The sequence below is a fragment of the Pseudomonas sp. FME51 genome (assembly GCF_014897305.1).
The window spans coordinates 288,238-312,755 of the sequence record NZ_JABUYN010000001.1 but is presented as its reverse complement, the minus strand read 5'-3'; the positions used below and the strand labels follow the sequence as shown (position 1 = coordinate 312,755).

26 protein-coding genes are annotated in these 24,518 nt (G+C 36.5%); 14 read left to right on the top strand and 12 right to left on the bottom strand.

The features are described from left to right. Positions 1–107 precede the first annotated feature (107 nt). Positions 108–779 carry a Crp/Fnr family transcriptional regulator gene (locus INT39_RS01390; RefSeq protein ID WP_193015414.1) on the top strand — a complete coding sequence of 224 codons (672 nt, stop codon included), beginning with the start codon at positions 108–110 and terminating at the stop codon, positions 777–779. 38 nt (positions 780–817) lie between these two features. Here the strand turns inward: INT39_RS01390 and INT39_RS01385 are convergent, their stop codons facing one another. From INT39_RS01385 to INT39_RS01355, 7 genes are all read right to left on the bottom strand, one after another. Next, positions 818–1,606 carry an LEM-3-like GIY-YIG domain-containing protein gene (locus tag INT39_RS01385; RefSeq protein WP_193015413.1) on the bottom strand — a complete coding sequence of 263 codons (789 nt, stop codon included), beginning with the start codon at positions 1,604–1,606 and terminating at the stop codon, positions 818–820. Positions 1,607–1,829: 223 nt separating this feature from the next. Continuing rightward, positions 1,830–2,363, bottom strand: coding sequence for a fimbrial protein (locus tag INT39_RS01380; protein ID WP_193015412.1), 534 nt, complete (start codon positions 2,361–2,363; stop codon positions 1,830–1,832). 9 nt (positions 2,364–2,372) lie between these two features. Further along, the gene (locus tag INT39_RS01375; protein ID WP_193015411.1) at positions 2,373–2,930 is read right to left on the bottom strand and encodes a fimbrial protein; all 558 of its coding nucleotides are present in this window, start codon (positions 2,928–2,930) and stop codon (positions 2,373–2,375) included. Between the two features lie 16 nt (positions 2,931–2,946). Next, on the bottom strand, positions 2,947–3,975 hold the full coding sequence (locus INT39_RS01370; protein WP_193015410.1) for a fimbrial protein: 1,029 nt from the start codon (positions 3,973–3,975) through the stop codon (positions 2,947–2,949). A gap of 17 nt (positions 3,976–3,992) precedes the next feature. Further along, positions 3,993–6,578 (bottom strand): fimbria/pilus outer membrane usher protein, encoded by a 2,586-nt coding sequence (locus INT39_RS01365; protein ID WP_193015409.1) that lies wholly within the window; start codon positions 6,576–6,578, stop codon positions 3,993–3,995. A gap of 20 nt (positions 6,579–6,598) precedes the next feature. After that, entirely contained in the window at positions 6,599–7,276 is a 678-nt protein-coding gene (locus INT39_RS01360) for a molecular chaperone (RefSeq protein WP_193015408.1), read from the bottom strand. A 68-nt stretch (positions 7,277–7,344) separates the two neighbouring features. Further along, positions 7,345–7,890, bottom strand: coding sequence for a fimbrial protein (locus INT39_RS01355; RefSeq protein WP_193015407.1), 546 nt, complete (start codon positions 7,888–7,890; stop codon positions 7,345–7,347). 602 nt (positions 7,891–8,492) lie between these two features. Here INT39_RS01355 and INT39_RS01350 point away from each other — a divergent pair. The 6 genes from INT39_RS01350 (at position 8,493) to INT39_RS01325 (ending at position 12,074) form a co-directional block, all read left to right on the top strand. Further along, entirely contained in the window at positions 8,493–8,933 is a 441-nt protein-coding gene (locus tag INT39_RS01350) for a hypothetical protein (protein ID WP_193015406.1), read from the top strand. 111 nt (positions 8,934–9,044) lie between these two features. Beyond that, the gene (locus INT39_RS01345) at positions 9,045–9,335 is read left to right on the top strand and encodes a VF530 family DNA-binding protein (RefSeq protein ID WP_193015405.1); all 291 of its coding nucleotides are present in this window, start codon (positions 9,045–9,047) and stop codon (positions 9,333–9,335) included. A gap of 147 nt (positions 9,336–9,482) precedes the next feature. Continuing rightward, a complete protein-coding gene (locus tag INT39_RS01340; RefSeq protein ID WP_193015404.1) occupies positions 9,483–10,259 on the top strand; it encodes a class I SAM-dependent methyltransferase in 777 nt (258 codons plus the stop codon). Between the two features lie 85 nt (positions 10,260–10,344). After that, positions 10,345–10,992, top strand: coding sequence for an ArsR/SmtB family transcription factor (locus INT39_RS01335; protein ID WP_193015403.1), 648 nt, complete (start codon positions 10,345–10,347; stop codon positions 10,990–10,992). Between the two features lie 240 nt (positions 10,993–11,232). Next, a complete protein-coding gene (gene trxA / locus INT39_RS01330) occupies positions 11,233–11,559 on the top strand; it encodes a thioredoxin (RefSeq protein WP_193015402.1) in 327 nt (108 codons plus the stop codon). Between the two features lie 32 nt (positions 11,560–11,591). Beyond that, positions 11,592–12,074 carry a DUF2938 domain-containing protein gene (locus INT39_RS01325; RefSeq protein ID WP_193015401.1) on the top strand — a complete coding sequence of 161 codons (483 nt, stop codon included), beginning with the start codon at positions 11,592–11,594 and terminating at the stop codon, positions 12,072–12,074. Positions 12,075–12,139: 65 nt separating this feature from the next. Here INT39_RS01325 and INT39_RS01320 read toward each other — a convergent pair whose 3' ends face one another. Next, positions 12,140–13,306, bottom strand: a complete 1,167-nt coding sequence (locus INT39_RS01320; RefSeq protein ID WP_193015400.1) for a XylR family transcriptional regulator — start codon at positions 13,304–13,306, stop codon at positions 12,140–12,142. Positions 13,307–13,493: 187 nt separating this feature from the next. Between INT39_RS01320 and INT39_RS22420 the strand changes: the two genes are divergently transcribed. From INT39_RS22420 to INT39_RS01300, 5 genes are all read left to right on the top strand, one after another. Then, positions 13,494–14,663 carry a MalY/PatB family protein gene (locus INT39_RS22420; RefSeq protein ID WP_226894010.1) on the top strand — a complete coding sequence of 390 codons (1,170 nt, stop codon included), beginning with the start codon at positions 13,494–13,496 and terminating at the stop codon, positions 14,661–14,663. A gap of 6 nt (positions 14,664–14,669) precedes the next feature. Beyond that, positions 14,670–16,145, top strand: a complete 1,476-nt coding sequence (gene nhaC / locus INT39_RS22415) for a Na+/H+ antiporter NhaC (RefSeq protein WP_088495624.1) — start codon at positions 14,670–14,672, stop codon at positions 16,143–16,145. A gap of 10 nt (positions 16,146–16,155) precedes the next feature. Continuing rightward, on the top strand, positions 16,156–17,472 hold the full coding sequence (gene xylA / locus INT39_RS01310; protein WP_193015399.1) for a xylose isomerase: 1,317 nt from the start codon (positions 16,156–16,158) through the stop codon (positions 17,470–17,472). 72 nt (positions 17,473–17,544) lie between these two features. Then, positions 17,545–18,999: a xylulokinase gene (gene xylB, locus INT39_RS01305; RefSeq protein ID WP_193015398.1), complete on the top strand. Its 1,455-nt coding sequence runs from the start codon at positions 17,545–17,547 to the stop codon at positions 18,997–18,999. 163 nt (positions 19,000–19,162) lie between these two features. Continuing rightward, a complete protein-coding gene (locus INT39_RS01300) occupies positions 19,163–19,381 on the top strand; it encodes a hypothetical protein (protein WP_193015397.1) in 219 nt (72 codons plus the stop codon). A gap of 44 nt (positions 19,382–19,425) precedes the next feature. Here INT39_RS01300 and INT39_RS01295 read toward each other — a convergent pair whose 3' ends face one another. From INT39_RS01295 to yegD, 3 genes are all read right to left on the bottom strand, one after another. Beyond that, entirely contained in the window at positions 19,426–19,689 is a 264-nt protein-coding gene (locus INT39_RS01295; protein ID WP_193015396.1) for a DUF3811 domain-containing protein, read from the bottom strand. Positions 19,690–19,860: 171 nt separating this feature from the next. Continuing rightward, positions 19,861–20,886: a threonine aldolase family protein gene (locus tag INT39_RS01290; RefSeq protein WP_193015395.1), complete on the bottom strand. Its 1,026-nt coding sequence runs from the start codon at positions 20,884–20,886 to the stop codon at positions 19,861–19,863. A gap of 140 nt (positions 20,887–21,026) precedes the next feature. Further along, positions 21,027–22,379 (bottom strand): molecular chaperone, encoded by a 1,353-nt coding sequence (gene yegD / locus INT39_RS01285; RefSeq protein WP_193015394.1) that lies wholly within the window; start codon positions 22,377–22,379, stop codon positions 21,027–21,029. 181 nt (positions 22,380–22,560) lie between these two features. Between yegD and INT39_RS01280 the strand changes: the two genes are divergently transcribed. After that, entirely contained in the window at positions 22,561–23,037 is a 477-nt protein-coding gene (locus INT39_RS01280; RefSeq protein WP_193015393.1) for a hypothetical protein, read from the top strand. On the opposite strand, the gene INT39_RS01275 is transcribed toward INT39_RS01280, so the two are convergent. Further along, positions 23,038–23,961, bottom strand: coding sequence for a LysR family transcriptional regulator (locus INT39_RS01275; RefSeq protein ID WP_193015392.1), 924 nt, complete (start codon positions 23,959–23,961; stop codon positions 23,038–23,040). 98 nt (positions 23,962–24,059) lie between these two features. Here INT39_RS01275 and INT39_RS01270 point away from each other — a divergent pair, with 98 nt between their 5' ends. After that, complete coding sequence (locus INT39_RS01270; RefSeq protein ID WP_193015391.1) at positions 24,060–24,515, top strand: DMT family transporter; 456 nt, start codon at positions 24,060–24,062, stop codon at positions 24,513–24,515. Positions 24,516–24,518 lie beyond the last annotated feature (3 nt).

The following is a 24,518-nucleotide window of genomic DNA, read 5'->3' as shown; positions in this document are numbered from 1 at the left end:
ATGATAGTAATAATCTCCACCAGCCTAAAAAAGGACATATGTCCTTTTTTGAAAAGTATGCTATTTTCGATAATAAATTGAAGCATAATTGCGAAAGGAAAATAAAAGTGAAAATAGTTAATGATGAAAAAAAACGTAACACTTTTATTTTAATGCATCAACTTGATGCTTATTTATCTGATGCGTTGTTGTCTTCTCTGCGATTAATGGAAGTGAAAACGGGGGAATATTTAATAACACAAAATAGCCAAGCAACACATTTATACTGTCTAGTGGAAGGCAAATTACAGATTGAACGTTATGAAATAAACGGTGAGCATGTGGTCTTTTCTTTTGAACAAGCTTTCTGTGTTATTGGAGATTTAGAACTGTTTTCAGCTAAAGATGAAATGGTGTTTAGTACCGTACAAGCCTTAGTTCCTTCTTATTTATTAGCGTTACCTCTTTCCATTGTCAGACAAAAAGCATTACAAGATGCTAATTTTCTCACCTTTATTTGCCAGCAATTAAGCCAAAAACTTTATCAATCTTCATTAAGACACTCTCAATTACCCTATTCTTCAGAATTTAAATTACGCCGATATTTATTTTTTAAATCTCAACAAGAAGGACTCTCTTTTCAATTAGAAAAAAGAGATCCGTTAGCGGCAATGCTTGGGATCTCAACCAGACAATTAAACCGCGCTTTAGCACATTTAGTCAGTGTTAAGGCGATTAAATTAAAGAATAAATCGATAACGGTGTTGGACTGTGAATGGCTAGCCAAAATAGAAATATAAATTACTATTTATGTTTCTATTTTATTCTTAATCTGAAATTAGTTGTTTTTTCCGACTCTGACAAATGGACTACTATAACTACGGTTATAATTGATTGTTTTTCCAACATAGCGATCGCGAATATCTTGAGGTGCTTTTCGACCTATAAATTCCCAACGTTCACTAGGTAGCTTTATTGTACGAGTAAAGTATTCTTGTGTTCCAGCTTTTACCCATCCGTGAATTTCGTATACTTCCTTAACAATATTATTATATGTAGCATAAGCATACTTTACAGATTCATCATTTCTTGGTGGATTATGCCACACACCTCTGGTTGCCTCGAATAATTGAAGATCAGTCATACCAAATTTATAAAGTTTATTTAAAATAAAAACTAAACCACTGTGTTCAGGTGAAACATCAACATCTTCACGTGAATAAATGGATTGTATTTCTTCTATTGTTAACCTACCTTGTCTTTTGTAGGTTTCATTATTGCTACTGCTTTTTCCATTAATTTTATTAGTCAAAAGGTCAATACCAATTAAATCTAAGCAAGTTCGTTCGACCATATATGCACTATCTGAGTTACTAATCCCATGACATAAGATATCGATACCAAGCATATTGTTTTTTTGTAATTCAATGATTTTTTGTGTTTTTTCATCTAATTCATCGCCATTTTCCTTCATTTTTTCGGCTTCAGCAATGTGGGTAAGACAGCGAGAATTTTTCCCTTTCCCTATGTAAAATGGTATACGGCGAGTTCCATTTACCTCACAAAGAGCATACACATAGTAGTCAATTTCATTCAATGTTTTTTTATACTTATTAAATTCTTTCATTTTTATTTCCAGCGCTATAAAAATATAATTTATATAATATATTTCTATTTTTAATGGATGGATTATGTAGTAAAAATAACTGCTATTACTTTAATTATTTAATTTAATAAATATGAGGTAATAATAATTATATTTTTGGAATAATTGCTCATTTTCTCGCGTAAGAAGTAATTAATCATTAAAATTTATTAAATTAACTTAATGACTTAGCTTAATAAACGTTTTATTGGTAAACAATTTCAAGATCTAACGTGGCATTTGCTGTTCCAGGGAAAATGTCCTTCTCCATTTGCTTGTAATAACCTCTAAAATTCAAAGTGACTTCACCCTCATTTTTTGTCGCACTAACCACCGTATTACGTTTATTTAATTCTAATGTCGTCCAATTACTGCCATTAACGCTGTACTGTGTTTCAACTCCGACACCTTTGGCGGTATCAGATGAGGTATTTAATGCAAGTACGGTGCTATTTCCTGAAAATGCAGTGCCTTTAGGCGTTAAAATAACGGGCAAACCTTCAGGACAATCTAAGGTTATATTCCAATCTATTTTTTCGCTCGTTGAATGAATTTGTCCACCAAAGCCATTTTCACTAAGAGATATATGCCCAAGGTTAATGTCTTTAATTTTAGATGACTCTAATATGCAGGTACTTGCTTGTATTTTCCCTTTAATATCAAATAAAGTGTCATAGCTTATGGCTTGTGACGAAAATAATAAAAAGAAAGAAATGGTTGTTAATTGCGCTAATTTCATTGTCATCCCTTAATTACTTTGTACAACAAAGGTAATAGAAGCATTGGCTTTACCGGGTGTCGCTCTATTTTCTAGTTGTTTATAGCGAGCCCTTAATTTCAATTTATTAATGCCATTGGCAACTTCTTTTGAACTTAATAACACACTTATTTCATTGGCATTTTTTGCTTCCCAACGATTACGCTCTGGTGAATAAGATTCAATTTGGATTGCCATACCCGATGCTTGATTGGCAATATCATCAAGCTTAAATAAATTCTTATCAGATGCGGGTATGCCCTGTAATGAACCGACAACTTGACTACTTTGCATTTTACAATTAAAGGTTAATTCAAATTCAACCCAATCAGTTGTGCTGCCAGCAGGAAAATTATTGCCGTTGCCACTTAATAACCAAGTTCCTAATTCAATATTTAAGTCACTGGTTTGAATACTACAGGCTGCTGCTTTAATTGAGCCTGTATAATTAATTCTAACGCTATCATTAGCAAAAACAGAATAAGATAAAAATGGTAGTACGCATAAAATAGAGCGAGCAATAAACTTCTTTACGAACGTATATTTCATAATAATTCCCTCTAGATTAACGGTAAACCAATGTGACAGTGACCTTGGCATTGCCATCTGAGGCTTTTACATTGTCAGATAATTTCACGTATTTAAAATCAAAATCTTTATTTATCACTTCTTTCTTATTGGTTGTTTTCGCAAAAGAATATTGATAATTACCCGGTGTTTTTCTATCGCCACCTAACTTTAATGCTTCAGAACTTCCTGATTCAAACATCTGCACACCAAAACCGGGATTGTCGCTTTGATTTTCTAAATAGATAATATCTGAGCCAATATTATTCGGATTGTTATTATCAGCAATGGTGTAATCAACAATCATGTTTTCAGGGCATTCAACAGTCATAGATTGTTGCGCATAGCCAAAGTTATCGCCAATACCTAATTTACGTACCGCAACCAATTCATGAGTACCTAAATCTACCGTTTCACGCTTTGTTTTCACTTCACAACTGGTTGCTTTCCAAGTAACTAATACGGAACTTCTCATAATAAGACCAAAGCCTGAAGTTAATGACGTATTTACTCGATTACATCGTAGTGATAGCGACCCAAAATTAATTCTATTCGAACTCGTTTTCTTTATTTCACCTGAGACAGTTTTCACAAAAGCTATTTTTGCATCAAGAAAGAGTTTATTAGTATTGTCATGTGTATTACGTAACTCTTCTGTAGAGGTAATGGGATACCACTGTGATGTGCCATTCTGTCGATAACCCATGATATAACCAATACCATCAATACTTGTTTTAAAAACGGGATAGGACTGTGAATCTGCACGTATAGATGAAATACCTGCAGAGCTATCTGTGATACTCGTTGTGTAATTAAATTTACCTGGCATATAGGCTTCACATAAATCCTCATCAGATTTAGCGCTAAATGATTGCCATCCCCCTCCTAATAACGATCCAGAAGGCAATTTCTGTGCTGCATCGTCAATAATAAAATTATTAATTGTAAGGAAAAAACTACCAGAACTTAATGCTTGAGATGAAAACAGCGTTAAACTTGTGGCTAAAATAAATTGTTTAATATTCATGGCAAAGTCCTAATTAATTAACGACAATCAACCGTTAAGGTTGGCAAATGCTGTTTTAATTGCTCTGCCGTTAAATGATAATTTGCAGTGCATTGGTCTTGTGTATTTTTACCCCATAACACAGTTACTCGCCCTTTTTCAGGCATTCCGCTAAGATAAACATCGCCATTTTCATCTGCAATTCCTGTGCTCATCTCAAGTTCATTTGTTTGAGCTAATTGCGCTAATGCACCAAATGGGACTGGTTTACTGTTGTGAATGACGGTAAATAACACGCGATAGCCAACATGTGTTTTATAATCGGCTAACATTGCAGCGCCTTTTGTCGGGATCAGCGTGACAGTGTTATTTTTCAATTCAACATTATCTGGCAATGTGCTGATATCTAACGAAATTTCATTTTTAGAATAGGCGTTTAAATAAGGCACTATGGCATAGCCTCGCCAATCAGTGGATACCCCTGTTCGATTTTGGATATTCACATTTTTTGCATCAGGCGCTCTAACAATAGCGAATGAGTCATAAATAGGTTGTGACAGCGTCACACCGTAAGGGTGAGCAACGACCGCACCGGTTAGGCCATAATTGGTGCGTTGTGAGTGTTTGTCATAACCATACCCAACATTAGCCACACCATAGCTACCACGATAAGAGCCTGAAGCATTACCGCTGGCATTGTTTTCTTTATTGCCATAAGACTGCTGAACAGAATAATTTAAATTATTGTTCTCAAGTAAGCTGCCGCTAATCCCTGCCATCATATCGGTATTCCCGTTATTATCTGTTGTTACACTGCTGTTTAATGACGTGTAACTCCCTGTTACGTTATCCAGTGGAATAGAAACAGAGAAGGCAAAATGGTTATCTGATTTACGCTGATTAGGTGTACTTGAATAGCTATAATTTAAATTATAAGAAACTCCGCCCATATTATTGCTATAACCAGAGCTTATTGAGCGCTCTTTACCTGAGCGATTCCAATAATCTTGCTGATAGGTTGAAAAATAAACACTGCCATAGTCGTTTAAAGATTGGCTCAAGGTTATCTGAATGCGATTCTTTTTATTATCGTGATACATTTCATCACCATAACGATTATTGGCTTCTGTAAAGCTGTAATACCCTTCTGTAGAATAACGATAATTGGCTAAGGTAACAGACGTCCCTGTTGCCATCATATTTTTAGAATATTGAAAACGGTAAGATTGCCCACTGTTTGAAGCCTCTTTGCCGGCTAATTTCTGGGTGTTAGCATGTGTTATATCAGTTGAAAAAGCGCCTAAATTCCCTAAATTAACACCAACCCCTGCAACATAAGATTGGTAATCTTTTGAAAGCAATGCACCTGTGTAGCCGGTAACACCTTTAGGTAAGCCATAAATAGCAGTACCTTGTGCAAATTCAGGCTCATTCGCCTCATTTGCGTTAGATTTAAATTTACCTCCCGTTAAAGAGTATTTGAATTGGCCTTCACGCTGCATAATGGCAATAGAGGAAAATGGCACAATAAAAGAGCGTTCAGTACCATCAGCTTCTTTAATGATGACCGTTAAATCACCGCTAGTCCCAGTTGAGTAGAGATCATCAATCTCAAAAGCACCGGGTGCTACATAAGCTTGATAAATCACATAATTATTCTGTTTTACAGTGATTTCGGCATTACTTTGAGCAATACCACGGATAACAGGAGCAAACCCACGCATTGAGCTTGGCAACATGGCTTCATCACTTTGTAATTGCACACCACGAAACTGGAAGCTATCAAATACATCACTTGGTGTAGAGGTATCACCAATAATTAACTGTGATTTTAAGCTATTAATTCCTCGCTCTAAGCTGGTTTCAATGCTTTTCCACTCTCTACCTGTCGAATTTTCACTAAAGGTTGAGTAATTTTTTAAACGCCAAGGGCCTAAATTAGCACTACTGCGAAAGTTAACATAATGAGTATTGGTATCCTGACCACCCGTACGACTCCAATTATTTGAGCCGCTATAATAGTAATTTAATACTAATGCGGGTAATCCATTCTCCCATTTACTGCTTGGAATTGTGCCCGGTGCTATCTTTTCCATCGCAATTTGTGGGATAGAAATATTTAATTTTTGTTGGTTGAGCTCTAATACTGTCTTTGCATCATTAATATAATGGCTAATATCAGTAATTTCTTGTGTTGGCGCTAATGAAGTCAGTGTTGGTATAGCGTCTACTTTCACCCCCCAATCACTTAAATCTTCTTTTGTTAACACAGGAATTAATTGTCCCGTTGTTTCATCAGTAATAAAGGTAATATCTTGTGAATCAACAATATTATTATTAATGAAAATATCAACACGATATTTTCCTGCTAATTGTCCACCGGGTTTAGAAAACTGCTCAAGGCTTTCTATATCTGCAATATTTTGGCCATCAATAACACTTAATGAATTAGGGCTAAAATAATCTGTCGCGATAGCATAATTCGCTGTTGCTCCAACCACAATAACTGTCGCAATTGCTTGAGATATTTTTTTTAATCGAAATGTAAATAATCCATTATGCAAAGAAATAATGTATTTATTACAATTGTTTTGTGATTTCTTGTGATTTGTAATAAGGCGCATAATGAACAATTTTCCAATGATTATTTTAGTGTCTGTGTTTTCTTATCTGTGATTGAACCGTGATCGTTAACTGCACTCCAAGTCACTTGATTAGCTTGAATACCCGAGATATTCCAAGAAGCCTCACCCATTGGCGGTACCATTCCTGGGTTATCTAATTCTTTATTACCCACAGTTAATTGACCGAAAGAAACATAATAAGGTGTAGAGTTTTTGGCTTTTAAATTATTACCTTGTTTTTCAAATGTTAATGTTTCATAGGCAATAGCCGCATCTGATTTAGATAAATTTGCTGGTCTGTAAATAAGCTTAATTTTATTATTAATAGAAATCGTTAGGTTATTAACCGCGTTAGGATCTGTTGGTGGAATAGATTTCACATTTAACCAATAAACAGATTCTTTATTTGTCGGTAATCTTGGGTCGGTTAATACAATACGTATTGCATTTGCTGATTCAGCTTCTATTCTAAAAAGTGGTGGTGTAACTGAAAATGGTGGTTTAGCTGAATCATTGTTATCAAAATTCTCAATCCATGATTGAACTAAGTAAGGTGTTTTTTCATTATTTCTAACGGAAATTGTAGCCTCTTTTTTTTCACCTTCATAAATAACACGTGTGCCTCCTAATACAACGCTCGCATTTGCATTAATAGAAACCACACTTAAAAGTGATAAGGCAATAATAGATTTTTTCATTAATATAATTCCTTTGAGAAAAAAGAGGGAACCTACGTTCCCCTTTGACGTAAATATGGGGTAATTCATTACTGATTATATTGAATTGTCACAGTAACATCGGCATTTGCATTTCCTGGTGATACTTCTTCCGCAGTTGTTACATAACGCGCGTAATATGTTTTTTCACCTTGATTGCCTTTTAATGTAATACCTTCAGCTTCTGTATTTGGTGTGAAATACGTTTCACTGTTAGGGTCACCTAAAAGACCGATACCTACACCTTTAGCATCGCTCACTTTATATAAGCTTGGGTTATCACCGTTTTCACTACCTTCAAACGTCACTCGTGCTTTACCAAGGGTTGCTGGGCAACCGCTTAAGCCAATAGTGAATGGTGTTGCTTCTGTTTTTTCACCGACGGATGTAAAGGTATTGGTTAACCAAGTGCCTAGCTGAACAGTGCCTTCATTTTGATTTTGGTTATTAGTTTCAACGGTACAAGTTGAATCAATAAATTGACCTTTAAAATGAATAATACCTGTTGTATTACCATCGGTAGGTGCGGCATTTGCAATACCAGAGAATGAAACTGCAATAATAGATGTGATTAAAAGTGTTTTAGAAAATTTCATAATATTCCTCATTAAATTAAATAATACTTATTTATTTGGTCAGCAATATTTTTAAGGATTAGATATTAAATATTTGCCGGTTTGTTTAACTTGGAAAAATTATATTTACTTTTTCTTATGGGATCTACATTGCAATACCCTTTCTGAAATTTGATTTAATTCGGAATATTAAATTTTAATTAATCGTTTGTGTATTTGGTTTTGCAGTTATTTATCTTTATTTGTCTACTTTATCAGAGTTAAATTCTGAAAAACGGTAGTTTTAAAGTGGTGAGTATAATGTTCGAAATTGTAACGTAAAATTTCACACGACATAAAATATTACGTTTTCTTAGGAATTATCTCTATTTTATATAAATAATATAAATGTTTGATCGTGGATAGGATTAAATTCATTTATTACGTATAAATCATTATTTTGTATGAAAAATCAATTAATAACCTGCATTACAGATTAGTTTATTTAAATAAAGTGATAGTAAATAGAATGTATGTTATTCATTATGACTAAAGGCTTAAAGGGATTGATAGAGATACAAACACAAACATTAGACAGCATGGCCATAATGGAATGATAAAAATTAAAAATGAGGAAAAATATCATGAAAAAACAATATAAAAAGATGGTCACTTATTTTTCGTTTTTATTGGTTGTTTTAGTATTGGGTACATATTATTGGCTTAAACTCCCTTATTCTTTTTCTTATCAACGTCAACTAGCTACTGATTTTATTAATAATATCAATAATGAAGAGTATGAGCAGGCATTTAGTCTGACACAACGAAACATGTATACAGGGAGAACGTTAGAAGAGTTTAAAGTTAAAACGATGAGAGAAATACCCGCTTCGGGGTATCAATTTGCTTATAGTTTTCCAAAACAAACAAATGGGAACCGCCTACGCCGCTGGTTTAATGGCACAGATGTGGAAATGCAGGATGTGAACATTGAATTTAAAGGCCCTACTGATCTTCGGATCACGCTAAGGCATACTGACGATGACAAATGGAAAATCTTTTATATTACAAGCCATGCGGGATAACAACGCATCATCTTTATTTTATTCAGCCCATTTTATTGCCACTCTCACTACTTTCTTGTACTCTGCACCGCTTCTTACCTTTGAAATTAATAAAACGTATTTGAGAAAATCATGACAGGACATATTTCTAAAGATCCGCTACATGGCGTCACTCTTGAAATGCAGGTAAATGCGTTGGTAGCCAAATATGGTTGGACTAAATTAAGTCAGCTTATAAAAATCAACTGCTTTAAAAGTGACCCTAGCGTAAAATCAAGTTTGAAATTTTTGCGCAGAACCCCTTGGGCACGCGCTGAAGTGGAAGCGCTCTACCTTGATTCTCTTGAAGCTGATATTGATGATGTGATTGAAGTTATCGACCACCCAGATTGTGATCCTTGGGCGAATAGCCGTAAAAAATAATTATCTAATTGATAATTAAAGATCCATTTTTAAAATATAGCACCGCATTTTTGGCACCATCTATAATGCTCTCTAAAATTCTATTGATTTATACTTATTCTTATTTTTAGTAAGTCACTCTAAATAGGTAAATAGGAGAGCATCAATATGGCTATCGATTTTCATGATGAAAAAAATAAAAACACTTATGCCACTCGTGATGTTGCTGATGAATGGAAAGATAATATTTCCGATTTTGTGAATGTACAAAATAAAGCCGTTGCAGATATCGGTTGTGGTGGAGGAATTTATAGTCGAGCTTGGGCTTCATTAGGTGCTGAAAAAGTTATAGGTATTGATTTTTCAGAGCATATGGTGAAAACTGCTATCGATAAATCAGCTGATTACCCGCAATTATTTTTTCATCAAGGAAGCGCTGAAAAGACAGGCCTCCTTTCCTCAAGTATTGATCTTGTTTTTGAACGTGCGCTTATTCACCATTTTAAAAATTACGATCAGAATTTTGCAGAAGTTTATCGTGTATTAAAGAAAGACGGTTTATTTTTTATTCAAGATAGAACAATAGAAGATGTTTTTTTGCCTAGTAGCCAACATCATTTACGAGGTTTTTTCTTTGAATGTTTTCCTAAACTAATTGATATTGAAGCCAAACGACGCCCTACTCAACAACAAGTTGAAGAGGCATTGCAACGAAATGGATTTACATTAATTTCTTCACAGCTATTTTGTGAAACAAGGCAAGTTTATCAAAGTGTCGATTCACTAACACAAGAGATCATAGCAAGAACGGGACGTTCAATTTTGCATGAATTAACTGACGACGAAATAACCATTTTAGTGAATACAATACACACTCATTTATCTGATTTACCTCAAATTGTTGAACAAGATTATTGGCATATCTGGATAGCAAAAAAAAGTTAAACTTCGCTATTTATTTCGTTATCTATTAAGATTACATAATAACAAATATTCAATTAATCAATAGAGTAATGTTGAGAATTTAAATATGTCTATTAAATCGTATCTTGACGAGCAACAACTTATTGAATGTGCCGAGCTTGGACGTGCATTAAGTAGTCCTCATCGGATTAATATGATCCAATATCTTTCACAACAAGAATTCTCTGTTGAAAATTTAGCTCAACTCATTGAATTAAGTGTTGCGAATACCTCTCAGCATTTACAGCAATTAAAGCGAGCGGGCTTAGTTGAAAGCCGTCGAGAGGGAAAAATGATCTTTTATCGTCTTACCTCTGGGCCTGTGTTAAATATTTTGTCGGCATTAAAACTACAAGCGGATTATGCAAGACGAGAATTCAGCCAGTTAATTAATCAGCAAACTGTTTCTGACGATAAATTAGCGCCTATTGAATACGATGAACTCATTGATGGAATGAAAAATAAACGCATTACGCTTATCGATGTTCGTCCGCATGAAGAATATAAAAAAGACCACCTTCCTGGTGCAATGAATATCCCTATTGAAGAGTTAGAGTATCATTTGGCACAATTCCCCAAAGATAGAGAAATTGTTGCTTATTGCCGTGGCGCCTACTGCTTCTTATCTAAGAATGCAGTGATAACCCTTAATTTAAAGGGCTTTCAAGCTCGTTATTTTAAAGAAGGTATTACCAGTAAATTAAGTAAAGATTAAAATACATACCAAATAAAGTGACTGACTATCAATATGTTAGCCACTTTAACCTCATTCTTATCTTAAATTTTTCTTTTAAATAACAGTTTTTCTATTTAATTCAATTGATTAGCTTTTATTCTTATTAATTCATTAGTTACATATATCAAAACAAACATTCAATTGTTTTATTGAATGTTTGAGCGATAAGGTTTAGGATCCTGTTTATCCAAAAATGATCACGTAAACCATGAGGCTTTTATGAGTACAGTCATTGCGTTAAATGCTAAGAATTTTGATACAGCAATTAATCAAAAAGATCTTTGTGTCGTAAGGTTTTGGGCTCCTTGGTGTGCCCCTTGTCGTATGGTTGCCCCTATATTTAACCAACTTTCTATTGATATGAAAGATAACGCGACTTTTGCAGAAGTAAATATTGATGATAGCCAATCCATTGCCGGAAAATATGCTATCCGTAGTATTCCTACGACAGTCATTTATAAAGAAGGTCTTCCAATAGACACTCTTGTTGGTGCAACATCGTTATCTTATTTTAAAGAGTTTGTGCTTAAGCACTTAGAAGACTAAATTATTAATTCAATAATAGAAGGAAGCACATTATGTCTATGATAATACTCGCTGTTATTTTAGGAATTGGTGCAACTATTATTATGGATTTATGGGCTGTGCTTTTAACACGATTTAAAATACAAACCTTAAATTTATCAATGATAGGTCGTTGGGTTGGTCATCTTTTTAAAGGCCAATATTTTCACCACCCTATTACAAAAAGCGCACCGATAAAGAATGAAACTGCGTTAGGTTGGTTATCTCATTACGGGATTGGTATCGGTTTTGCACTTATTTTCTTAGGCTATATGGGAGAAAGTTGGTTAACTACTCCTACTTTTTGGCCAGCTTATTTCTGGGGTGTGATAACCACTATAGCGCCTTATTTTATTATGCAGCCCGGGTTAGGTGCTGGCGTAATGGCAAGCAAAACCCCTTTTCCTAATAAAGCACGATTACTGAGTTTGTTATCGCATAGCGCCTATGGTGTTGGGATTTATATTACAGGGCTAGTAGTCAGTTATTTTATGTGATTGTAAAAATAGCGCTTCTTATCTGAGTAAGAAGCGTTTTTATTTCGTTATTATTTTTTACTTAATCACTCATCCCTAAACTCTTTCGGCGTCATACCAAATTCTTTTTTAAAGATAGAGTAAAAATATTGCAATGACGGATAGCCACACATCACGGATATTTCTTGGATTGCAAGTGTTGTGGTGGCTAATAAATTTTGAGCACGCTTGAGTTTCTCTTCATAAATAACAGTGTGAATTGTCTTGCCAATTTCCTTTTTAAACCGTTGTTCTAAATTAGAACGCGACATATTAACCGCATCTAACACTTGCTCTGTTTTTATCCCTTTACAGGCATTGTAATAAATATAATGCATAGCTTGAACAACGGTAGGATCGTTAAATGAGTGAAAATCGGTTGAGCGACGCTCTACGATTTTAACAGGGGGAACCAATATTCTTTGCTGCTTATCGTTGGAATGGCCATCTAATGTTTGATGTAATAGCTTTGCGGCTAAATACCCCATTTGTCGTGAACCTTGTACAACCGAAGACAAGGCAATACGAGATAAATAACGTGTCATATCTTCATCATCAATTCCGATAATGCTTATTTCTTCAGGCACATTAATATTTAAATTATCGCAAACTTGCAGTAAATGACGCGCTCTTGCATCGGTGACAGCAATAATCCCTGTTTGTGGTGGTAACGTTTGTATCCAATCAGATAAACGGTTTTGTGCGTGTTGCCAATTTTCCTGTGTAATATCCATGCCGTTGTACACAATACCCGGATATTTTTCACTGGTGACTAATTGACGAAAAGCATGCTCTCGTTCGTTAGACCAATGAGGATGATCTTTCGCAGGTAAACCATAAAAAGCAAAGTGTTTAAGCCCTTTCTGTTTTAAATGCAAAAAGGCTTGTTGAACCAATTCATAATTATCAGTAGCGATATACGGAACGGGTGGATAATTTTCTTCTTGATGATAAGAACCGCCTACACCAATAACAGCAAGGGGTAATTGGCTTAAATGTTTAGCAATAATGGGATCATCAAAGTCAGCAATAATCCCGTCACAAACCCAGTGATGAATATTATCGAGTCGAGTACGAAAATCTTCTTCAATAAATACATCCCAGTGGCACTGCGAGGCCTGAAGATATTCTCCAACACCTTCAACAACTTGTCGGTCATACACTTTATTTGCATTAAATAACAATACAATACGGAAGTATTTATCTTTTTTCATTTTCGCTTACCTATTTCCCCTATTTGGCATTAAACCATAGCTTTAATTTTGTAAGAACTTGCTTTCATCGCTATGTGATAACTATCACACAAGCCAAATTTCGTAATAGCAAAGTAAAAAATAGGAATAACCAATGTTAATAACAACGGGTATTTTGTTTTAAACCACATTGCCGAGGAGATTTCTCATGTATCAGAATAACTTTAATAAATTAATTTCTAGGCAAAATACCTATAGCGCAAAATGGTGCAATAGTAACGCGAATGTTATTCCATTATCGGTTGCTGATATGGAAATTGCTGCGCCTGATTTTATTACAAATAAACTGGCTGAATTTAATCACTTGGGAATTTACGGCTATACCGACCTTAGCCATGATTGGAATAACGTTGCTGCTAATTGGTTTAAAACCCAATATCAGTGGGTTGTTGCCCCTGAGACAATTGTATTTTGTCCGCGTGTTATACAAGCCGTTTCACTTTATATTCAGAATTTTACGCAACTAGGCGATAAAGTCACAACGCTGTCACCGGCTTATCATCCTATTAGTAATGCGGTTTGTGTAAATAACCGCGAATTATTAGAAAGCCCGCTACTTTATCGTGACGGCTATTATGAGATTGATTTCGATGACTTAGAAAGCAAGTTTAAACAGTCTGTCTGCTTTATTTTGCTATCACCACATAATCCAACAGGAACGGTATGGCAAAAAAGTGATCTATTAAAAATAGCGGAACTTGCACAAAAATATCAGGTTTTTATTATTTCTGATGATGTGCATGCGGATTTTATTTTTGATGACGCAACTTATCACCCTATTTCATCAGTAAATACTTATGTAGAGCAACACTCTTTTATTTGTACTTCTCCCGCTAAAACCTTCAATTTAGCCGGTCTTGAAGTTGCCAATATTGTGATTGCTAACCCTGAATATCGTGAAAAATTCAAGCAATGCTTAATTGCTGCGGGTATTCATAATCCTGGTTATTTTTCAGTTCCCGCTTTTTTACAAGCTTATACCTTACAAGGCCAACAATGGGTTGGCGAATTAAAAACGTACCTTGCTGATAACCGCCGTTGGGTAAAAGAACAGTGTGAACGTTATTTTCCTGACTGGGTTATCACTCAAAGTCATGGCACCTACATGCTATGGATTAATTACCAAAAAATGCAGTTATCTGAAGAACAACTAAAACATTGGTTTGTTTCATTAGCCGAAGTGGAAATGAGTTGGGGGCGTGGTTTTGGTGCGGTTGGGGATGGTTTTTTCCGCATGAATATCGCGACACCTCGTTCAATATTAGAAACCGTTTTCACTCGGCTTATTCGTACCTTACCTCACGCCAGTTTGGAATAAATTACAATGAAAACGCAAACGATAAACAGCCCGAGAACACCGACATTGCTCGAATCACTCTTTCCGATATTTACCATGGTGGTGCTATTAGGAGGAGGCTACGCTGCTTTTGATTTACCACCAGAACCTTTAATGGTGCTTTCGACCGTTGTGGCTGCACTGTTAGTGAAACGATTAGGATATCGCTATGACGAGATCTTAACGGCAATCTCACAAAAAATTGCTAAAACTATGCCAGCATTGCTGATTTTAATCAGTGTGGGCTTATTAATAGGTACATGGATGATTGGTGGCACCATTCCGCTGATGATCTATTACGGCTTAAAAATGATCAGCCCAGAGATGCTATATGTTACAGCATTATTGGTGACATCATTAGTGTCGGTCTGCACAGGGACTTCATGGGGTTCTGCAGGAACCATTGGTGTTGCCTTTATGGGGGTTGCAGTTGGTATGGATGCAAATCTTGCGGCAACTGCCGGTGCAGTGGTTGCTGGCGCCTATTTTGGTGACAAACTTTCACCATTATCAGGTGATACCAACCTAGCTGCAATGGCTGCGAGGATTGACCTCTACCAGCATATTTGGCACTTACTTTACACCACACTGCCTTCGCTAATTTTAACCGCGATTGTTATGACAGTTTATGGTATGAACGGGGATTTAGCAGGCCAAGGTGTACCAGAAAAAGTGACATTAATTACCAATGGTCTTGAGAGTGTTTATAACTTCAATCTTATTCTTCTCATTCCTGTATTAGTGATTTTATATGGTTCAGTTACGAAGAAGCCGACTATCCCAGTGATGTTAGCTTCTGCCGCTATCGCGATGTTTAACGCTTATCTTATTCAAGGCTTTGGTTTACATGACATCGTGAAAAGTGCAGTTGATGGCTTTAATGTCTCGATGATCCAAGGAAAAGAAGTACCTGAATTATTAGGTAACTTATTAAATCGTGGTGGCATGAACTCGATGATGAGCACCCTGCTTATCTGTTTCTGCGCCCTCTCTTTTGCCGGTACTTTATCATTAAGTGGCGCATTAGAAGTGATTGTCCATGCACTGTTAAAAATGGTGCACTCAACGGGATCGATGATCTTAGCCACAATTGCGTGCGGATTAACCATGATTGGTGTGACCTGTAATGGCCAAATCTCCATTCTTATTCCTATCGAAATGTTACGCGGTGCCTATATCGAACGCGGCTTACACCCTAAAAACTTAGCGCGTACCGTAGAAGACTCCGCCACTATTTTTGAACCTATTTTACCGTGGACTGCCGCAGGCGCTTATATGGCGGGTACGTTAGGTGTTGCAACCTTAAGTTACTTACCTTGGGCCGTATTGTGCTGGAGTGGCATCTTCTTTGCCATGTTGTGGGGATTCACGGGCTTTGGCATTGCCAAATTAACGCCAGAAGAGCAGGAAGAGATGACTGCTGAGCTTGAATCACATTCAGAATTACAACTTGATACTAAATAAGGACGGTTCCATGTCTTACTTTGATAAAATTGAACAAATTCAATATGAAGGCACTGCAAGTGATAACCCATTAGCCTTTCGTTACTATAATCCAGATGAGATTATTTTAGGTAAACGAATGGAAGATCACCTAAGATTTGCCGCTTGCTACTGGCATAACTTCTGCTGGAATGGTTCTGATATGTTCGGTATTGGGACTTTTGATAGACCGTGGCAAACACCGGGTGAAGCATTAGCGCAAGCAAAACGTAAAGCAGATGTGGCTTTTGAATTCTTTCATAAGCTCAATGTTCCTTTCTACTGTTTTCATGATGTTGATGTAATTTCTGAAGGTAATAGCATTAATGAATACATTTCTAACATGGCGGCGATCACCGACGTATTAGCAAAAAAACAAGAAGAAACTAACGTTAAGTTATTATGGGGAACTGCAAATTGCTTCACTAATCCTCGTTATGGTGCGGGCGCAGCAACAAACCCTGATCCTGACGTTTTTGCATGGGCCGCAACACAAGTATGTGAAGCGATGAAAGCGACAAAAGCTTTGGGCGGTGAAAACTATGTATTATGGGGCGGACGTGAAGGCTATGAAACCCTGCTGAATACTGATTTACGCCAAGAAAGAGAGCAAATTGGCCGCTTTATGCAGATGGTGGTCGAGCACAAACACAAAATTGGTTTCCAAGGCACATTATTGATTGAGCCAAAACCTCAAGAGCCAACAAAACATCAGTATGATTATGATACTGCGACAGTTTATGGTTTCTTAAAACAGTTTGGTCTTGAAAAAGAAGTGAAAGTAAACATTGAAGCCAACCACGCAACATTAGCAGGACATAGTTTCCATCATGAAATTGCGACCGCCATTGCGTTAGGTATTTTAGGCTCAGTTGATGCTAACCGTGGTGATCCGCAATTAGGTTGGGATACAGACCAATTCCCAAATAGTGTAGAAGAAAATGCACTCGTGATGTATGAAATTCTTAAATCAGGTGGCTTTACTACAGGTGGATTAAACTTTGATGCTAAAGTTCGTCGCCAAAGCAATGATAAATATGACCTATTCTACGGACATATTTCAGGCATGGATACGATGGCAATGGCATTACGCATTGCAGCAAGAATGATCCAAGATGGTGGTCTTGATAAATTCACGGCACAGCGTTATTCAGGCTGGAGTGCGGAGTTTGGTCAAAATATCTTACAAGGTAAATTAAGCCTTGAAGAGGTGGCGAAATATGCGCAAAGCAATACCTTAGCACCACAATTACAAAGTGGACGCCAAGAAATGCTAGAAAGTTTAGTGAATCGCTATATTTTTGGTTAATGGCATAAATGTAATAGCACAGCGGGTTTTCCGCTGTGTTTATTAATTAGATATAGGTCATGAGGTAACTTCATGTATTTAGGGCTCGATTTAGGTACTTCAAGCGTTAAAGCGATCATCATGAATGAGCAAGGCGATGTTGTTGCCAGTCATTCTGTTTCTTTAGCAATATCACGCCCTCATCCTCAATGGTCAGAACAAGATCCACTGCAATGGTGGCAAGCAACGGAAGAAGCTATTCTCCAGCTTGGGCGCAGTTACCCGATGGATCAAATCGAAGCGATTGGACTCAGCGGACAAATGCATGGTGCCGTTTTGCTTGATGGCCAACAAGCGGTTCTACGTCCTGCAATTTTATGGAACGATGGCCGTAGTTTTAAACAGTGTCAGGCGCTTGAGGCGCAATATCCTCAGTTTAAAAAAATGACGGGTAACTTAGTTATGCCCGGTTTTACTGCACCAAAACTACAGTGGGTTGCTGAATATGAACCTGATATTTTTCAACGTATTGCGCATGTTTTATTACCAAAAGATTTTTTACGTTGGAAAATGAGCGGTAATTTTGCCAGTGATATGTCAGATTCAGCAGGCACGCTTTGGCTAGATATGCAAAAGCGGGATTGGAGTGATGAGCTTTTAAATGCAACAGGATTAACTCGCCGCCAGATGCCAACCTTGTTTGAAGGTAATCAAATAACGGGCTATCTATTAGCTGATGTGGCTAAAAAATGGCACATGAAACAAGTGCCTATTATTGCTGGTGGTGGTGATAATGCAGCAGGTGCAATAGGTGTCGGCGTTTATCAACCTGGTCAAGCCATGCTCTCTTTAGGGACTTCGGGGGTTTATTTTGTTGTTAGCGAGAAATTTCTTCAAAACAGTGACAATGCAGTACACAGTTTCTGCCATGCATTACCCAATACTTGGCATTTAATGTCTGTGATGCTAAGTGCAGCATCATGCCTTGATTGGGTGTGTCAATTAACCGGAATTGAGAGTGTCGGTGCGATGTTTAAAGAAGTTGAACATGCCACTTTTGCGGATAGTCCTCTTCTGTTTTTGCCTTATCTTTCCGGCGAGCGGACGCCTTATAACAACCCTAATGCGAAAGGTGTATTTTGGGGGTTAACCCATGAACACCAACGTGCTGACTTATGCCAAGCGGTTCTTGAAGGCGTGAGTTTTGCGTTACGGCAAGGGATTGAAGTGGCTGAGAATGCAGGTCAATTAGCTAATAACATTACGCTAATTGGGGGCGGTGCCAGAAGTGAGTATTGGCGACAACTTCTTGCTGATATTACAGGAAAAAACCTCGATTATCGTCAAGGTGGCGATGTTGGCCCTGCACTTGGTGCAGCAAGACTTGCACAATTAGCAGTAAATCCTACTCATTTATCACAGGTTATTCTTTCTCAACCCAAACTCGAAAAATGCCATATTTCCAATTTAGATAAACATAAAACATACGAAAAAAAATATCATGCCTTTAAAAAGCTATATTCATTAATTGATACAATGGAAATATAGCAATATTGCGTCAATATCAGGATTGTTTATTCAGACCACTCATTAATGAGTGGTTTGCCATTTAGTATTAAATAGAAGAACTAAAAAAGGTCACTTTAAAAAAGAGTGCCCAACACCAGATGGAAATTTAAATTGGTGTATTAAATTTTGGATCAATGCGAATGTGTTTGAGCGAAACCAAGATAGATATACCATCACCACAGAAAAAAAATTATCTAAACCTATCGCAATTTCCCTTTTTAATTTAAAAGGCACACCGAAAACGAATGCTGGTAATCTTATCGGTAATACGATAGGAACACCAATATTACTTGTTGGTGATGTTTTGCTTGCACCATTAGGGCTTTTAATTGGTGTGGCTGTTCAAGGGGCTGGAAATTAATAGCTTAGCCCTGATAAATAAATATATCAGGGCTAATTAAAGGATTAACGATACCCGCTACGATGGTTTTTGGCTGACCAACTAAAGGTTTCATTGCTTGGGGATAATTTCTGCTTTTTCTTGAGGGCTTGCGCTTTTTTTGTGGCTTTTTCAACTTCGAGGGAGATTTCGGTAATAATAGAATCTTTGGTTCTGTTCATTTCTGCGTTAGTTAATTCACGTCCAAACTTCTTTTTCTCTTGAGCTATTCGGGTTCTTACTCGCATTTGTTGGGCGTCTGTCATTTCTTGGAGTGTCAGTTTCTTCATTCTATTACCCTACCTATGTTGAGTGAGGAGCCATTAATATAACATTATTCAGGCACCTCACCATTACTATATTTTTAAATTAGGATAATTAATTGCTTATTGTATTGAAAATGCATTACGCCTGAATAAGAGCGTAATGCATAAAATAAGCAATAAATTTAAATGGAGAAATTAAACTAACTGAAGAAATGCCAGTTTAAACTCATCAATATCTTGTTGTGTTGTTGCCCAAGAGGTACACAGACGTAAACAACTCAAATTTGGATCTTCAAGTGAAACACGATGAAAAACAAATTGTTGAGTTAATTTTTCCGCAATGGTATTGGGTAAAATCACAAAGACTTGGTTAGATTCTGGTGGTGCTAAAAACTCAAAACCTTGTGCGGTAAAGAATGCCGTTAATTGTGATGCCATATCATTAAGATGTTTACCTAATTTAAAATAGAGATCATCTTGAAATAAGGCTTCAAATTGCGCGCCTAATAACCAGCCTTTAGCCTGTAAACCCCCTTTCTGTTTTAAGCTAAAACGAAAGTCAGTTTTTAATGTAGGGTGACAAATCACTAATGTTTCTGCTGACATTGCGCCAATTTTAGTACCACCAATATAGAAAGCATCGGTTAAGTTGGCGATATCTTCAATCGTAAGATCACTTTGCTCAGACATTAATCCGGTCGCTAAACGAGCTCCATCAAGGTATAGCCACAGATTATGTTTATGACAGAAATCATGGAGTGCTTGTAACTCTGCTTTACGATAGACCGTACCAATTTCGGTCGCATTTGTAATATAAACAAGCTTAGGTTGTACCCAATGTTCATCATTATGTTCAGCAATAATAGGCGTTAATAATGCTGGTGTTAATTTACCATCAGGCGAAAACGTGGTGATCACTTTATGCCCTGTTGCTTCAATAGCGCCAGTTTCATGTGTTGCAACATGCCCTGTACTGACAGAAATTACGGCTTGGTGTGGGCGTAAAAAGTGAGAAATAGCGGTTAAGTTAGTGATAGTACCACCATTAAAAAAGTGGATATCAGCATCGGGTTGAGCAATACGCTGTTTTATTAATTGTGCAGCTTGATGACAACGTGTATCCATACCATAACCATCATAGCGTTGCCCCACTGTATCAGTGATTGCCTTCATGACCGCAGGATGTGCAATTTCATTATAATCATTTTGGAAGCGGTACATGTGTTCTCCTGTCGAATAATGTATTTTTACTGTGTTTTATAAATAAAAACGCCCTACATCTAATCAATACACTGATTAAATGTAAAGCGCTTTAATATATTGAAAAAGTAAGTTATTTAAAACCGATTATTTAATGTTAGCTATTTAAAGCAGACTTCGCCCCAGCGAGCTAATCCCGCAGTAACAGAGCCAAAATCATTCCCTTTCACAATAGGAATATTAGGTAATTGCTGCTCTATTGCTTGGCATAAAATTGGTGAACGTGCTGAGCCTCCAGTCATAAAGATCGCGTCAGGTTTTATTCCCCCTTGTTGCACCGCATCATTGACCAATTCAATCATTTTGCTTTTAGGGGATTCAATTGATTCGACCATCTGCTCACGTTCAATGGTGCATTCTAAGGTCTCACTTAATAAGGCAATATTAGCAATATATTCAGGAGAATCTGATAAAGCAATTTTCGCCTCTTCAGCACGACGAACAATACTATAACCCAACGTTTCATTATACACTTCGATAAGGCGTGCTATTTTTTCGGGTTCTTTTGCATCTCGTCTAAGCTGATTTAGTACCGCAAGGTTTGGACGAGAATAAAAATCTTTTTGCGCTTCAACGTTATTAATCGCAATGGGATCCCAGAATTGTTTCAACGGTAATTTAATCCCTGAAGAGGTTAACCCTGTCATACCAAATAAAGGCATAAGCTGTTTAAAGGCAAGATAAATATCCAGATCATTACCACCAACACGTTGTCCACTATGAGCTAATAAGGTATTAGAGCGATCTGTTCTACCTTGGTAACTTGGGCCCATTTGAATTAATGAGCAGTCCGTTGTACCACCGCCAATATCAACAACCAGCACAGTTTGATCTTGAGTTAACGTTGATTCATATTCAAGGCCAGCCGCTACGGGTTCAAATTCAAACATAATATTCTTAAAGCCAGCTCTTTTAGCTGCACGGATAAGAATACTTTCTGCCTGTTTATTTGAAGCGTCGCCACCTAACCCATTAAAGTTAATCGGTTTGCCAATAACGGTATCTGTAATCGCTTCTTGTGTGCTTTTTTCTGCTTGGTGCTTAATATTTGCCATCATGGCGCAAACTAAATCTTCAAAGAAGCTAATTTGTATCTCATGCAGACCCGAAGCCCCTAAAAAAGATTTAGGTGATTTAACGTAATAGACATCGCGGGGATCACGAAGATATAAACTCAGTGCAGATTGCCCGAAAAGAATATCTTCAGGGACTAATTCAATATCTTCTTCCCGATTAAAAGCAATCGACTTTCTTAGTAATTGTTCGCCAACATTACTAGACGGTTTAATATTTAAATGGCGAAATAAGTGTTCAGAAACAGATTCGCGGGTTGGCGCACAAAGGGTTGATGGAATATACACATCATTCCCCTCTAAAGGCAAAAGAGTGGGTTTCCCCTCTTTCATCATTGCGACAGAACAATTCGATGTTCCGTAGTCAAAGCCAATAAACATTCAGCCTCCCCCAATAGATTTCATTAAAAAAAGACTGAGCACTCTACATCAAGCTTTTTGGAATTACCACTAGATTATAGTGGTAAAAAGCACATTTATTCCCTATTTAATTCAATATATAAAGGAAAAATTGGTAAGATAAGTACGCAAATTTATTAGATATTTTTTAATGGGAAAATAAATGAATACAATTCACTTATGTATAGTGGGAATTTCAGGTTATGAAGGCCCTGATTTTATTTTAGGCGCTTTTGACAACGAAGATGCGGCTGAAAAAGCAAAAATGGCATTTATTAAAGACAATCAAAGCGAAGACAATCAAGTTAAAGTATTGGTTGAAAAAGACAGATGGATAGACGTCGAAGATGTAAAATTAGCCAGTTTTAGCTGTGATATCTCTCTTGCTGATTTTTATTATATTGTTTCACGTTTTAGTGAAGGGTTTGGTCAGATCTATCGTGATATTGAAGCTATAATTGGTAATTATGAAGATGCACTCACTAAATTAGAACAACTTGAAAAAGAGTATGATGAATCTGATCCCTCATTCCCTGAATATTTTGCAATTGAAAAATTACAAACAAATCAAATTAAGGCTCAAACAGTCACGCAGTGGTTAGCCGATGATTTTTTTGGCGATGATAACCGTCTACTGTGATTATGCTCTTTCGATGTTGCGTTGATAGTCGCTATTTACACCGAATTGCTCTTTTAAGAAATCTACAAATAGCGTTATCTTACGAGGAAGATTTTTCTTGTCAGGATAAACTGCATAAATAAAGTGCTCAGGTAAATTAAAGTGCGTCAATATAGGGATAAGCTTTTTATCTGTGTTTGGTAAAGCAGTTTGAGTAATAAAATGAGGGAGTAAGGCGATACCGATACCCTGTAAAACGGCTTGTAATAATGCTTCACTGTTATTGGCGCGATAGCCACCTTTCGGGATATGGCTATATTTTTTACCTTTTTGATAAAAAATCCACTCCATGCCAGCTTGATATAATGAATATGATAAACAATTGTGACTTTTCAGCTCAGAAACCTGCATAGGTTCGCCATATTTATCAAGATATTCTGAAGAGGCGTAAAGCTGACTATAACAAGGCGATAATTGACGCGCAATTAATGAGGAGTCAGGTAATTCTCCAATTCTAATCGCAAGATCATACCCTTCTGCAACTAAGTCTGTCACTTTATCATCAAATAAAAGTTGTACCTCAAGCTCTGGGTATTTTTGCATAAACAAAGGCATTATTTTTGCAAGGTGTAACGTACCAAATGACATGGGGGCGGAAATTTTAATAATCCCTTTTGCTTTATCGCTAAATTGCGAAACAGCCTCTTCTGCCATTATTGCTAATTTATAAGACTCCCGAATATAGCCAATATAAACAATGCCTTCTTCCGTTAAACTGACACTTCTTGTTGTTCTGTGAAATAGGCGTACTCCTAACTTCTCTTCTACTCCTTGAATTGCTTTGCTTACTGCTGATTTTGTCATATTTACTGTTTTGGCCGCTTTGGTAATACTTAAATGCTCAGCCACAGCAAGCAAGATGGGAAAGACGTTCATATCATTCATATTGTCAACCTAAAGTAAACAGTGTGTTTTCTTGCCAGTGCTATCGAAAAGGAATATTTTAAGCCCACACAAAAAATGATTTATATAGACTTAATATTATGAATAACAAGTATATTCTCTCTCTTGTTGCGGTCTCTTCTGGCATTTTACTGTCATTAATGATTATGAGTAATAGTTACTTAGCCAGTTTTACAACGCCATTAACCGCATCATGGATAACTCACGGTATAGGAACTCTTTTCTCTTTAATTATATACATTTTATATTTAAGAAAGAATCAACTGACCAAGAAAAATAAAAACAAGATAAAAATTCTCTGGTATTTGGGCGGTATTCCTGGGGCATTTACGGTTTTATTAGCTGCAATTACAGTAAATAGCCCATTATCGCTTTCTGGCAGTATTATTTTAATGATAACAGGGCAAATACTCTTTAGCGTCGTTGTTGATGCAATGGGATGGTTTGGGGTTGAAAAAAGAAAAATCTCCCTGCGCGATTTATTTATGTGCCTTTTACTTATTTCTGGTAGTGCATTATTAATTATAGGTAGATAACGA

Bases quoted from the DNA above. Each gene is read 5' to 3' on its own strand.
- INT39_RS01350 (WP_193015406.1), top strand. From the start codon at position 8,493: ATGAAAAAACAATATAAAAAGATGGTCACTTATTTTTCGTTTTTATTG.
- INT39_RS01385 (WP_193015413.1), bottom strand. From the start codon at position 1,606: ATGAAAGAATTTAATAAGTATAAAAAAACATTGAATGAAATTGACTAC.
- INT39_RS01380 (WP_193015412.1), bottom strand. From the start codon at position 2,363: ATGAAATTAGCGCAATTAACAACCATTTCTTTCTTTTTATTATTTTCG.
- xylB (WP_193015398.1), top strand. From the start codon at position 17,545: ATGTATTTAGGGCTCGATTTAGGTACTTCAAGCGTTAAAGCGATCATC.
- INT39_RS01375 (WP_193015411.1), bottom strand. From the start codon at position 2,930: ATGAAATATACGTTCGTAAAGAAGTTTATTGCTCGCTCTATTTTATGC.
- trxA (WP_193015402.1), top strand. From the start codon at position 11,233: ATGAGTACAGTCATTGCGTTAAATGCTAAGAATTTTGATACAGCAATT.
- INT39_RS01280 (WP_193015393.1), top strand. From the start codon at position 22,561: ATGAATACAATTCACTTATGTATAGTGGGAATTTCAGGTTATGAAGGC.
- INT39_RS01370 (WP_193015410.1), bottom strand. From the start codon at position 3,975: ATGAATATTAAACAATTTATTTTAGCCACAAGTTTAACGCTGTTTTCA.
- xylA (WP_193015399.1), top strand. From the start codon at position 16,156: ATGTCTTACTTTGATAAAATTGAACAAATTCAATATGAAGGCACTGCA.
- INT39_RS01325 (WP_193015401.1), top strand. From the start codon at position 11,592: ATGTCTATGATAATACTCGCTGTTATTTTAGGAATTGGTGCAACTATT.
- INT39_RS01340 (WP_193015404.1), top strand. From the start codon at position 9,483: ATGGCTATCGATTTTCATGATGAAAAAAATAAAAACACTTATGCCACT.
- INT39_RS01295 (WP_193015396.1), bottom strand. From the start codon at position 19,689: ATGAAGAAACTGACACTCCAAGAAATGACAGACGCCCAACAAATGCGA.
- INT39_RS22420 (WP_226894010.1), top strand. From the start codon at position 13,494: ATGTATCAGAATAACTTTAATAAATTAATTTCTAGGCAAAATACCTAT.
- yegD (WP_193015394.1), bottom strand. From the start codon at position 22,379: ATGTTTATTGGCTTTGACTACGGAACATCGAATTGTTCTGTCGCAATG.
- INT39_RS01360 (WP_193015408.1), bottom strand. From the start codon at position 7,276: ATGAAAAAATCTATTATTGCCTTATCACTTTTAAGTGTGGTTTCTATT.
- INT39_RS01335 (WP_193015403.1), top strand. From the start codon at position 10,345: ATGTCTATTAAATCGTATCTTGACGAGCAACAACTTATTGAATGTGCC.
- INT39_RS01355 (WP_193015407.1), bottom strand. From the start codon at position 7,890: ATGAAATTTTCTAAAACACTTTTAATCACATCTATTATTGCAGTTTCA.
- INT39_RS01365 (WP_193015409.1), bottom strand. From the start codon at position 6,578: ATGCGCCTTATTACAAATCACAAGAAATCACAAAACAATTGTAATAAA.
- INT39_RS01320 (WP_193015400.1), bottom strand. From the start codon at position 13,306: ATGAAAAAAGATAAATACTTCCGTATTGTATTGTTATTTAATGCAAAT.
- INT39_RS01275 (WP_193015392.1), bottom strand. From the start codon at position 23,961: ATGAATGATATGAACGTCTTTCCCATCTTGCTTGCTGTGGCTGAGCAT.
- INT39_RS01345 (WP_193015405.1), top strand. From the start codon at position 9,045: ATGACAGGACATATTTCTAAAGATCCGCTACATGGCGTCACTCTTGAA.
- nhaC (WP_088495624.1), top strand. From the start codon at position 14,670: ATGAAAACGCAAACGATAAACAGCCCGAGAACACCGACATTGCTCGAA.
- INT39_RS01290 (WP_193015395.1), bottom strand. From the start codon at position 20,886: ATGTACCGCTTCCAAAATGATTATAATGAAATTGCACATCCTGCGGTC.
- INT39_RS01270 (WP_193015391.1), top strand. From the start codon at position 24,060: ATGAATAACAAGTATATTCTCTCTCTTGTTGCGGTCTCTTCTGGCATT.